General features: G+C 39.1%; 9 protein-coding genes. 4 read left to right on the forward strand and 5 right to left on the reverse strand.

Annotated features, from left to right (window positions below; all coding sequences use genetic code 11):
• Nucleotides 1-85: 85 nt before the first annotated feature.
• The 3 genes from R3E32_09370 to R3E32_09380 form a co-directional block, all read right to left on the reverse strand.
• Nucleotides 86-304 carry a hypothetical protein gene (locus R3E32_09370; protein ID MEZ4884922.1) on the reverse strand — a complete coding sequence of 73 codons (219 nt, stop codon included), beginning with the start codon at nt 302-304 and terminating at the stop codon, nt 86-88.
• A gap of 529 nt (nt 305-833) precedes the next feature.
• The gene (locus R3E32_09375; protein ID MEZ4884923.1) at nt 834-2,876 is read right to left on the reverse strand and encodes a S9 family peptidase; all 2,043 of its coding nucleotides are present in this window, start codon (nt 2,874-2,876) and stop codon (nt 834-836) included.
• Nucleotides 2,877-2,948: 72 nt separating this feature from the next.
• Nucleotides 2,949-3,392: a hypothetical protein gene (locus tag R3E32_09380; GenBank protein ID MEZ4884924.1), complete on the reverse strand. Its 444-nt coding sequence runs from the start codon at nt 3,390-3,392 to the stop codon at nt 2,949-2,951.
• A gap of 209 nt (nt 3,393-3,601) precedes the next feature.
• Here R3E32_09380 and R3E32_09385 point away from each other — a divergent pair, with 209 nt between their 5' ends.
• Nucleotides 3,602-4,804, forward strand: coding sequence for a BamA/TamA family outer membrane protein (locus tag R3E32_09385; protein ID MEZ4884925.1), 1,203 nt, complete (start codon nt 3,602-3,604; stop codon nt 4,802-4,804).
• Between the two features lie 75 nt (nt 4,805-4,879).
• Here the strand turns inward: R3E32_09385 and R3E32_09390 are convergent, their stop codons facing one another.
• The gene (locus R3E32_09390; GenBank protein ID MEZ4884926.1) at nt 4,880-5,728 is read right to left on the reverse strand and encodes a hypothetical protein; all 849 of its coding nucleotides are present in this window, start codon (nt 5,726-5,728) and stop codon (nt 4,880-4,882) included.
• A 410-nt stretch (nt 5,729-6,138) separates the two neighbouring features.
• On the opposite strand from R3E32_09390, the gene R3E32_09395 reads away from it, so the two are divergent.
• Nucleotides 6,139-6,750, forward strand: a complete 612-nt coding sequence (locus R3E32_09395) for a hypothetical protein (GenBank protein ID MEZ4884927.1) — start codon at nt 6,139-6,141, stop codon at nt 6,748-6,750.
• A gap of 53 nt (nt 6,751-6,803) precedes the next feature.
• On the opposite strand, the gene R3E32_09400 is transcribed toward R3E32_09395, so the two are convergent.
• The gene (locus R3E32_09400; protein MEZ4884928.1) at nt 6,804-7,025 is read right to left on the reverse strand and encodes a hypothetical protein; all 222 of its coding nucleotides are present in this window, start codon (nt 7,023-7,025) and stop codon (nt 6,804-6,806) included.
• Nucleotides 7,026-7,091: 66 nt separating this feature from the next.
• On the opposite strand from R3E32_09400, the gene R3E32_09405 reads away from it, so the two are divergent.
• Nucleotides 7,092-11,003, forward strand: a complete 3,912-nt coding sequence (locus R3E32_09405) for a PKD domain-containing protein (protein MEZ4884929.1) — start codon at nt 7,092-7,094, stop codon at nt 11,001-11,003.
• Nucleotides 11,004-11,173: 170 nt separating this feature from the next.
• The gene (locus R3E32_09410) at nt 11,174-12,040 is read left to right on the forward strand and encodes a type II CAAX endopeptidase family protein (GenBank protein ID MEZ4884930.1); all 867 of its coding nucleotides are present in this window, start codon (nt 11,174-11,176) and stop codon (nt 12,038-12,040) included.
• Nucleotides 12,041-12,106 lie beyond the last annotated feature (66 nt).

Below are 12,106 nucleotides of genomic sequence, written 5' to 3' on the forward strand. Positions count from 1 at the left end.
TTTTATGGAATGGCATTTTGTCTAATTTTTCTAATTTACTAACACATCTCAACACAGCAATAAATTCGAGGATTTGAATCTACAATTAATGATTGTTGTTACCATTGTAATTGCCAAATAATCCCAAAAGCCAATTCCACAAGTTATTCCAGCTTCCGCCAGATGATCCAGTTGGAGGATATTGACAGCAGCCACCTGTGTTGCCCCAATCTCCACCTTTGAAGATTGTTTGATTTTCTTGATTTATTACTCTTACAGCTTCTTCGCTGCTCATTTCGGTTAGGGTGCATTTAGTTTGTTTCATGACAGCATCTTTTTAAGTTAGGGAAATTAAGAAACAAAATGTAAGTGTTACCGTATAAAAGATTAACCACCTAATTTCAGTTTGTTAAAAGGCAAATAACATACCAAACAATAACTTCTTACCCAACTTGCCTACCCTATTTTATCACTTACCAATTCAATCTTGACCATTTTCGCTGACATTATTGTGACTTTTTCACACACCCCAATCTACTTTCTACTTGCCCTAATCAGGTGTTTGTCCAATAGAAAAACATAGTAAAAAGACTCTAATGAGCTTTTTCCATTTTCTTGAAATAAAGTTTTTGTGAAAACAAAATTCGCTTGATTTTTAAGCCAAAAAAAAGTATTTTTTTTGTAATCTGCATCCATCCTATTTTTTTCTGCAATTGGTATTCAAAAAAAATATCCTTCATCAAGCAATTAAAAATGAAATCAGGAAATTATTTGTTCAATGTTATGTAAACAAAAAAAACTGCTCGATTAAGAAACAGTTTTTTAGAGTCAATTCATTGTTAAGGTGCTTACAATCAAAGCAAATCCAACAAAAAAGCATATTCCATGGCTACTTCTTTGAAGCGTTTAAAACGCCCAGAAGCACCTCCATGCCCCGTTTCCATATTGGTATGTAGCAACACAGGGTTGTCATCCGTTTTCAATTCTCGCAATTTTGCTACCCATTTGGCAGGCTCCCAATACTGTACTTGTGAATCGTGCAAACCCGTAGTAATCAACAAAGCAGGATAGTCTTTGGCTTCAATGTTGTCATAAGGGGAATAAGAAAGCATATACTCATAGTATTCCTTATTTTTAGGATTGCCCCACTCATCAAATTCACCAGTTGTCAAGGGAATACTCTCATCCAACATCGTTGTTACTACATCGACAAAAGGCACTGCTGCAATGACTCCTTTAAATAAATCAGACCGCATGTTCAATACTGTTCCCATCAACAGTCCGCCTGCGCTACCACCCATCGCAAACATTTTGCTGGAGTTCGTAAATTGAAGGTCAATCAAATATTCGGCACAGGTAATGAAATCGCTAAAAGTATTTTTCTTTTTCAGCAATTTCCCATCCTCATACCAATACCGCCCCATTTCCTCTCCACCTCTAATGTGGGCAATCACGTACACAAAACCCCTATCTATCAAACTCAATCGAGCAGCACTAAAATAAGGGTCTATGTTTACCCCATACGAACCATATCCATACAGCAACAAGGGATTGTCACCATTTTTGACCAAACCCTTGCGATACACCACCGAAATAGGAATCTCTGTTCCATCCAATGCATTGGCAAACAAACGCTCCGACTGGTAATTGTTGGCATCAAAACCTCCCAATACTTCTTGTTGTTTTTGGAGTGTTTTTTCTTGGGTTTTCATGTTGATATCCACCACCGAATTCGGTGTAGTCAGTGAAGTATATCCATAGCGCAAAACATCGGTATGAAAGTCGGGATTAGTACCAAGATAAACCGAATACACATCTTCCCCAAAGTCAATATAGTATTCGCTTTTATCACTCCAATTAATAACTCTCAAATAGTTAACCGCCCGTCGCCTTTCGTCCAACACCAAATAATTGTCAAAAAATCCAACATCCTCCAGCATGGTATCTTCACGATGCGGTATGACCTCCTTCCAATTTTCTTTAGTCGTTTGAAGAATAGATGTTTCCATCAAGCGAAAATTTTTGGCGTTCCAGTTGGTTTTGAAGTAGAACTTATCTTTATAATGATACACTTGGTATTCATGATCCCTTTCACGTGCCTGTATCAATTGAAAATTCCCATCAGGTTTATTGGCATCCAAATAACGGTATTCGGTAGAAAGTGTACTATGCGAACCAATTAGAATAAACTGCTTCGATTTTGTTTTGTAGGCAAAGGTCACAAAGGTTTCGTCGGTTTCGTGATAGACCTCCTCATCCTCCAAAGTCGTCACACCAAATTGGTGTTTAAACACCTTGTAAGCACGCAAAGATTCATCCTTGACCGTATAAAAAATAGTTTTGTTATCATTCGCCCATACCGCACTTCCCGTTGTATTAGCAATCGTTTCGGTCAGCACCTCCCCTGTCATCAAATCCTTGAAGTGAATCGTATAAATCCTTCTGCTCACCTTATCTACTCCAAAAGCCAAATACCGATTATCAGGGCTTACACTCAAACCCGTCACATTGAAATAATTATGTCCTTCCGCCAAATCATTCACATTCAACATAATTTGCTCCGAAGCATCCAAACTCCCTTCTTTTCGGCAATAAATAGGATATTCTTTCTCTTGCTCATAGCGCACATAATAATGGTAGCCATTGAGGAAGTACGGAACCGTCATATCCGTTTGTTTGATGCGTCCAACCATCTCTTCAAAAAGCGTTTTCTGTAATGGCTTAGTATGCGCCAACATGGATTTTTTATAGTCATTTTCGGCATTCAAATAATCAATCACTTTAGGATTTTCTCGATCATTCAGCCAATAATAGTTATCTATACGGGTATGCCCATGAATTTCCAGTTCTTTTCGTATTTTCTCAGCAATTGGAGGGGCAATTATTGTCTTTTGCATTGTATATTTTTTTTATTTGGAGTCTTCCGCAAAGTTCGCAAAAATTTTGATAGTAGAAATTATCAGAAACTGCTAAAGAGGAAGATTAAATTGCAAAATGGTGAAATTGAAGGGCTGATTAGAAAGATGAAAGGAAGGATTTGTTTCGAGTACATTTAAGTCTGCAAAAAGAACATTCCCTACAACACATCTTTGGTTTAGAAATCCATGCAACCGATTCAACGTGCATCGTCCAAAGTCCAAAAATAATGTGACTACAATAAATGCTATGATAGGATTACCCCGAGTAAACAAAAACAACAATACAACATTTATTAGATGTAAAACAACATTTATGGTATGAAATATATACACATTGACATTGGCTTCAAAAAAAGAATAATCCAAGGCTAAAGAAAGTACAATAATCGGATGGTAATTTCCCGCAATCGCTTCGGTGAAAATCCCCAGCAATTTTTGAAAAGACCACTCCCTTTTACCCATGAATTCAGGGTGACATAAAGAGGGTCGTTCCAATTCAAGAAATCATTGTTCAATCGGGTATGCAGACGATAAACGTAACAATTGCAGCAAGGAAAATCCATCCAATATAAGCTTTTGCACCCCTAATACTGATTTTTTTAACTCGATGTTTTTCAGAAGCATTTTTTCCCCAATTGCTATTCATATCTTGCCACGTTGTTATCGAACAACAATATAAAGTTATTTCCTAAATATCGAAACTTATGCAGTTTTTCAGATTACTATTTTCATTATATATTCCCTTACTAATATGCTCCCTGTGCAGTACAACTGTATATGTATCAGCGCAAGACCAAACAACAGAAGAATCACCCAGTAAACGGAAAGACCAGCTTTTGGCAGTCCCCATCATCAGTTATTCCCCAGAAACCAACTTTGTTTTTGGCGCATTAGGAGGCTATTATTTTGATTTGGCTCAAGGTGATACTGCTGCTCGTATGTCTCAAATTCAATTGATTACGGCTTATTCCACCAATGGGCAACTCAATTTTCGTCCAGGATGGGAGTTAATCACCAAAAACGAAAACTATATTTTCAGGGGTAAAATATCCATCGCCCGCTTTCCTGACAAAAATTACGGCATTGGTAATGAAGCAGATGTACTTCTAATAGATTTTGAAGATGGTGCAAGTGAAACCCTCAACTACCTTCGATACACCGTTGACCGATACAGCCTTCAAAGTTCTTTTCTGAAAAAAATTGCACCACATTTTTATGCAGGACTGCAAGTAGAATTGGAGAACGTCTATAATTATAAACCCTTAGCCGATTCACTGCAATATTTATCGGCACAAAACGAAATAGAACAACTCCCCATTGCAGGTTTTCGCATAGGCGCAGGCTTCAATGTCAGCTATGATAGCCGAACCAACACACTCAATCCATTGGATGGCAGCTTTGTAGAATTGCGAACAGTATTGTTTGGCAAATGGTTGGGCAGCGACTACCAATACAATTCTATCAGCCTAGATGCCAGAAAATACATCAATACAATCAACGACCACACCCTTGCACTTCAATTATTTATCAACCATAATTATCCACAAAATGGCAGTAAAATACCACTTCGTGGCTTGGCTCAATTGGGTGGTACTGACCTGATAAGGGGATATCGCAAGGGAACTTTCCAAGACAACAGCCTGTCTGCAGCACAGATTGAATACCGAATGCCTATATGGAAATTCATTGGTATAGTAGGTTTTGCAGGGATTGGACAGGTATATGAAAAACCCAGCGACTGGCAGTTAGACCGCTTCAAAACAGGCGTTGGAGGGGGTGTACGTTTCATGATTTCCAAACGACAACGCATCAATTTCCGAATAGATTATGCTTTGGGCTTAGACCAAAATTCCGATGTAGGTAAAGCGCAAAGTGGGTTTTATTTGTTTGTAGGAGAGGCGTTTTAATAAATTCAAATGCAAAACTCAAAGGCAAATTCAATAATGATTTTGCCTTTGGGCTTGCACCTTAAATTTGCATTTTCACCCCATCCAATCAGGTCGATCCTCCACTACTGCCACCAAAGACTGCAAATCAAAACGGTCGTCTTCACCTGATAAACAAATACCTGCACTCATCACCGTCAGATTCTCCTTTCGGATAGCAGAATGGTGTTTTTCGCCATTTGAAGTCGTCCAATTCACCAACCAATATTCACCTCTATCTTCAAAATCATTCAATGAGCCTCCACCCGTTTTCAAAGCCATTTCCAAGCGACCTTCCTCCGTTGCCTCTCTCATTTTTTTATACTGCAAAATCCGTTGGTCAACCGCCATATCATAAGCCGTTTTGGTTTCGGGAGTCAGACCTTTGATAGACAAATCCGAAAGCATTTTTTCCTCCTTCAAAGCAGTACGCAAGTCTTCTGCCAAAAAAGGATCTGCCTTACGATCCAGTTGGTGAAACCAAAATGCACTGCCATCAAATCGAGCCACAATTTGTTCAAAAGCATTGCCTTCTGTCACCAACCGTACCAATACAGGTTCGACCTTTCCCAGCCTTTGAAGTACATCAGATTCATTGATAGGATATGCCAACCAAGTACTGCCCGAAAGTTGATACACCAACCTCATTCTGAATGACTTTAGAAGTTTTAAATATTGATCAACCATCACTATACTCGCTTCTTTCACCATTTTAGCCTTACGCTCACTAACAGGTTTAAACAAGCCCCATCCTTCAAAACTTTCGTCTTCCACATCAAACGTATAGACCATACCCGACATACGAGTACATACTTTACCGTTTTTTGTTGCTGGTGCAATGAATTTTTTCTTGCGAAACGATTGTTCCTCCTCAGCTACTTTTTGCAGTAATTTTTTTAGGTTCATGGGTATTCAATTTGACTACACTATTTTTTACATTCAAACACAACAAAGCCAATTGAAGCAAAATAAGTTCCTTCCAATTCTTATTTCCGCACTTTGAATAAGAATTTTAAATACTACCAAATCACCTCTCACTTCATAAAATACTGTTTTTCAATTATTTTTCTTTTTCATTTTCATTTTCATTTTTATTTGCTGTTACCCATCTCTTATAAAATTTCTGTACCTTTGCAAGCCTATACCATCATAATTTATTGCGTATTTTTATCGTTGTATGACCATATTTATTTGTCTAATTTCTTTTAACACCATTAAACACTACTACCCTACTTCAATCTATTGTAAAGACATAGCAGCTACTCCGTAAAAATTCAGATAAAATATTAATTTTAATTCAAAAAGTATTGTTTATTATGAGGGATGCAAAATGCTTATTAGCGTTTCTACTTTGTTTAATCAGTTTTACACAAGCTTGGGCGCAGCCAAGAGGTGGAAGTATCAACCTTCCAAAAGATGAATTTGTACCAGGTGCTATCTACGAAATTCGCTATTGGACAAATATGGCCACTATTGACGGTAAGGTAGATATAGATACCTTGACATTTTTTGGCAATGATAGAGCCGTTTTTGAATATTCAAGTTCCAATTGTGTTTCCTACCATTGTCGTGAATCCGATTCTTTAGTATATGTATTATTGCCCAAATTGGGAGGATCTGACCGTACTTACATCATGGGAGAAAATTTTGTCCGCCGCCTCAACCGTGCCAATGTTTCCTTTAGAGGCTATGACCGAACAGTTTACAGGTTATTCATCACCGACTTAGACAACAAGAATAACCCTTATGGAAACTATGTTTTGGTATCCAATAAATTTGGCATCTTGTATCGCTACAACAGTGATGGTGAACAGTATATGTTGAACCGCATTGAAGTAATGAAAGACGGTAAAACGATGGATGAAATAGATTTACTTCCACTTCAAATGCAATTGCAAACGACGGATATTTTCACCAATATTGAATAATAAATAGCCACCATACTATTCCTACATTTCGCTATGTAAAAGATGAAATATTCTTAGTAAGCAAAATCTTGTTTATCAGTGTAATCTGAATTATCTGCGAAATCTGTGATACTATTTGTATCAGCTAATAAAAGCTCACTCGACATACAGTCGAGTGAGCTTTTTTGGTTTTTAAGAACCCGTTTTTTACCTTCAATTCCCCTATATTCCTGCCTAATAGTTTGCACAAACCAAACATTGTAAAGGTTTTTTCTATCAGTATCTTCTTTTTCCAAACTTATATTGTATTTTTAAAAGTCAATAATGAAATTCAATTATCCTAACCAATTCATCATCACTATATGAAAGCACTATGTACCCTTCTTGCTCTTATAATAAGTAGCTCTATTTTTTCTATTCCACTTCAAGCCTCTGGTGAAACCGAAAGGGAGGATTTCCCCAATTTCATCGAAAACAAAGGACAATGGGAAGATAAAATCCTCTTCCAAGCCGAAATGTTCTCTGCAAGCATATTTTTGGAAGCAGACCGACTCACCTACTTATTGATGGATGACAATGATCTCCACGATTTGCACCACCGCCACCACCATCCAGAAGAAAATTGGAGCGAAGAACTCTTAATAGATGCCCATGCCTTCAATGTACAATTTGTAGGAGCCAATCCCAATGCAACCAAAAGGGCAAGCTGTGATTTACCCACTTACCGCAATTACTACATCGGTAGCGACTCCGAAAAATGGGCCTCCAATGTCGGGTTATACCGTCAAATTGATTACGACAACTTATACGAAGACATTGATTTTCGACTCTATGGCGCAGAAGGAAATGTGAAATATGATTTTATGGTTGCTCCTCATGCCGATGCTTCTCAAATACGCTTGTTTTATGAAGGTACAGACAATTTGTTTATTAAAGATGACAACCTACACATCGTCACCTCGGTCAATACACTGATTGAACAAGCTCCTTATGCCTATCAATACATTGACGGACAAGAAGTAGCGGTGGACTGTCACTTCAAATTATTGGACGGACGTTTTGTTATTTTCGACTTTCCAGAAGGTTACGACCCTTCACAAGAACTCATTATTGACCCCGTAGTAGTGTTTGCAACCTACACAGGTTCAACGGCTGACAACTGGGGTTTTACCGCTACTTTCGACCCAACAGGAGCGATGTATTCGGCAGGTGTAGCATTCGGAGCAGGTTATCCTACAACAATGGGTGCCTTCCAAATGAATTTTGCAGGAGGAAATGCCAGCAGTTACCGAGCATCCGATATTGGTATTACCAAATATTCTCCCGATGGCAGCAATCTCATTTTTTCAACCTATATCGGCGGCTCCATTGCCAATGAAATGCCGCATAGTTTGATCGTCAGCGAAAGTGGTGAATTGGTATTATACGGAACAACAGGTTCTTCGGATTATCCCACAACCTCCAATGCTTATGACAAAACTTTTGGTGGCGGATTCAGTGTCGTTATCAATAGCATTGCTTTTCCAAACGGCTCGGATATCATTGTCACTCGCTTCAATAGCGATGGAACTGCCCTAGTCGGTTCTACTTTTGTAGGAGGCAGTCAACAAGATGGACTCAATACAGCATTGAACTACAACTATGCGGATCAAGGAAGAGGCGAGGTCATATTAGATGCCCAAAGCAATGTATATGTAGCAAGTTGTACGCAATCTGGTGATTTCCCTACATCCTCCAATTCACTGTTTCCAAATTACAACGGTGGCGCACAAGATGCTTGTATATTCAAACTCAACCAAGATTTATCCGTATTGGAGTGGAGTACTTTCTTAGGCGGTACGAATTCAGATGCTGCCTACTCTCTAAAACTTGCTCCTGACAATACACTTTATATCTGTGGAGGAACCCGAAGCGTCGACTATCCCGCAACTATTGGCTCACTTCAAAGCAATTACAGTGGCGGTACACACGATGGATTCATCACCCAAATTGGGAATGATGGGCAAAGCTTTTTGGCTTCTACTTTCTTGGGAACTTCTGCCTATGATCAATCTTATTTTGTAGAACTGGACGAAGCACAGAACGTCTATACAGTCGGACAAACCTCTGGTAATTACCCTATTGAAAATGCAGGATTTGTGAATGTAGGTGGCGGACACTACATTCACAAATTGACCAGCGACCTAAGCACCACCATCTTTTCCACTCGATTTGGACGAGGTGACGGTGATCCAGATATTTCACCTACTGCTTTTTTAGTAGATACGTGTGGACAAATCTATGTGGCAGGTTGGGGCGGAAATACAAATGGAGCATCTCCCGCCAATTCTACTACCAATGGCTTGACCGTTTCTCCCGATGCCTTTCAATCTACCACTGATGGTAGCGATTTCTACCTCATGGTTCTTGCCGAAAATGCAAGTGCTTTGAACTATGCTACTTTCTTTGGAGGTGCAGGTGACAACGAACATGTGGACGGCGGAACTTCAAGGTTTGACAAAAATGGAGTCGTTTATGAAGCCGTTTGTGCCAGTTGTGGATCGAGCAACAATTTCCCTACAACTCCAGGCGTATGGTCCAATACCAACAACTCCGACAACTGCAATTTGGGTTCTTTCAAATTTGCACTCACAGGCCCAGAAGTGCTTTTTGATGTCGATCCAAATATTGATTGTGAAAATCCCCTCAATATTTCTTTCGTCAATAACAGTGTGAATGCCAGCAGTTACATTTGGGATTTTGGAGATAACACCACTTCAATGGAAACCAGTCCTACGCATATTTACGCAGAACCAGGGGTATATGAAGTTACTTTGATTGCGATTGGCGACGATGGCTGTACTGTCACCGATACATCTGCTCAAATCACCAATGTATTTGATTTACCTGTTATTGAATTGGTAGGAGAAGGAACTTGCCTCAATGATGGAACGGACAATTTCTCGATTGACATCAACTTTTCGGGCGGTAGTAATACGACTTATACCTTAGGAGGTGCAGCTTCTGGAACAATTGCGACAGGAACTACGATTGGTTTGACACTGTTAGGCGGTGACGATTATACCATTACCGCAGTGGACAACACCACAGGCTGTGCTGGAGAATTAACCTTCACTGGTCCTGTTTGTCCTGATTGTGAACCAGATGCAGGGACAATGCAAGCATCTGATTTGCAAATAGTTTGTTCTGACGGCACAGTTTCTTCTACCACAACTGGCGAAATCCTTGAAGAAGGACAAGTATTGACTTATATTCTACATACCAATGCCGATACTACCGCAGGAATCGTTTTGGCAATGAACACCACTGGCACTTTTGGTTTTCCTGCAAATGGCTCATATTATACGACTTACTACATTTCAGCAGTAGTGGGTTTTGCAGACATTGAAGGAAATCTTGATTTTGAAGATGACTGTACAGTTGTTGCAGCAGGTAGTCCTGTATTGTTTTTAGCTCCTGTAGAATTGTTGGTAGATGAGTTTTGTGATTTACAAACAGGCGATTTTTATGTAACTGCACAGGTGACAGGTGGCTATCCTCAATATGACAACAATGCGGTTTATACCATCACAGGTGACTTTGCAGACGAATTGGAATTTATGGAAACTTTCACCCTTGTTTTTGCAGAAAATGGACAGAATATCTATGAAATCAATGTAATAAGTGATGGTTTTGGCTGCAATGGAGTCAATTTTACCAGCGAACAATTTGCATGTGAGAAAAACCCTATTGAGTTGTTAAACTTTGAAGGAGAAGCCACTGTAAATGGAAATTCACTGCAATGGGTGACGCTAACCGAATCCAATAATGACCGATTTGTGGTTGAACGTTCTGATGACGGCAAAAACTTCGTCATTATCGGTGAAGTAAAAGGGGTGGGCAACAGCCAATTTGCTATCACCTACAAATACCTTGACCGAACAGTTGGATGTGGTGTTCACTACTACCGTTTTGTACAATACGACAACAATGGTTTGTCGAGTGTTTCTCCAACGATTGCAGTGACGAGAGGAGAAGCAAGCGGCAATGCATCCGTTGTTGTTTCACCTGTACCGAGCCAAGATTTCATTGAAGTGACTTTCTATAGTAGTGCAAATACGGCTAACTTGACCTTGTTCGATACCAAAGGACAAGTTGTATTGCAGCAAAGTTTGGAAAGTGAAAATTGCAATAAAAAGGTGCAATTGGATATCAACAAATTGGTGGCTGGCGTGTATTTGCTGCAAATCAATAGTGGTGATAAAGTGTTGGCACAGCGGTTGGTGAAGTATTAGTGATTGGTTAATTAATAACGTTTTATGATGGCTAAAAGCTTTCACTTATTTTTCGCATAAACAACTGACGATTGATAGTTTTGAAAACTAATCACCAGTCACTAATTTATCAAAAATCTATACAGTTTAAAATCAGTGACTTATTATCATAAAACCAACAAGTTGAAAATATGAATCCCGATTCTTCAACAGACCAACAACCTTTACCACCCTCATTGCCTCGCATCATTCAACCGTGGCTCAGAGTAGTGTTATTTCTGGCAGCCAATTTGACACTGCTATCTGTTTTAGTGGCACTGTTATTTTGGGGAATGGATGAGAGTGAATTTCAAACAGATTTGGAAGAGTTGTACCTCATTCAAATAATCAGTCTTTTTGTTACCTGTATAACTGTTTGGCTGTTCAGAACCTATTTTGACAAATCGTCCATTTTATCCTTGGGTTTTGAATGGACTAATCGAGTAAAGGACTCTGTAATAGGTTTTGGATTGGGGTTTGCGCTTATTGCAGTTGGTACACTGCTGTTGATGTTATTGGGAGAATTGGAGATAAGTGCAATTCAATTTAACTTTGACCTTCTGCTCTCCTATTTCATCTTGTGCATCATCATTGCTCTCAACGAAGAAATTTTGGTGCGGGGTTATGTGCTGAACAACCTTATGCAATCCATGAATAAATATTGGGCTTTGGTTGTTTCGGCCATGATTTTCACACTCTTCCACGCCCTCAATCCCAACATCAGTTTTTTGGCAGTAGTCAATTTGCAGTTGGCAGGGATGTTACTCGGCATCTATTACATTCATCAGCAAAACTTGTGGTTTCCGATTGCGCTGCATACAAGCTGGAATTTTTCGGAGGGCGCAGTGTTTGGCTATGAAGTCAGTGGCATTGATTTTCAGAGTCTTTTGCAGCAAAACATCAGCGATACGGACTGGCTGACTGGTGGAGAATTTGGCTTTGAAGGCTCGCTACTGTTGAGTATTTTATTGGGATTGGCAATTTTGACTACCCACAAACTGTATTCTCCCAAAACTTAAAACCCTTTAAATCAAATAAAAATGAATTATTCACACATAAATACTTTATTTTCACTTTTTTTGTAC

It is taken from the genome of Chitinophagales bacterium (genome assembly GCA_041392475.1).
Lineage (GTDB): Bacteria > Bacteroidota > Bacteroidia > Chitinophagales > UBA2359 > JAUHXA01.

Excerpts from the sequence above, each read along its gene's own strand:
- R3E32_09370 (MEZ4884922.1), bottom strand. The coding sequence starts at position 304 with ATGAAACAAACTAAATGCACCCTAACCGAAATGAGCAGCGAAGAAGCT.
- R3E32_09375 (MEZ4884923.1), bottom strand. The coding sequence starts at position 2,876 with ATGCAAAAGACAATAATTGCCCCTCCAATTGCTGAGAAAATACGAAAA.
- R3E32_09385 (MEZ4884925.1), top strand. The coding sequence starts at position 3,602 with ATGCAGTTTTTCAGATTACTATTTTCATTATATATTCCCTTACTAATA.
- R3E32_09390 (MEZ4884926.1), bottom strand. The coding sequence starts at position 5,728 with ATGAACCTAAAAAAATTACTGCAAAAAGTAGCTGAGGAGGAACAATCG.
- R3E32_09395 (MEZ4884927.1), top strand. The coding sequence starts at position 6,139 with ATGAGGGATGCAAAATGCTTATTAGCGTTTCTACTTTGTTTAATCAGT.
- R3E32_09405 (MEZ4884929.1), top strand. The coding sequence starts at position 7,092 with ATGAAAGCACTATGTACCCTTCTTGCTCTTATAATAAGTAGCTCTATT.
- R3E32_09410 (MEZ4884930.1), top strand. The coding sequence starts at position 11,174 with ATGAATCCCGATTCTTCAACAGACCAACAACCTTTACCACCCTCATTG.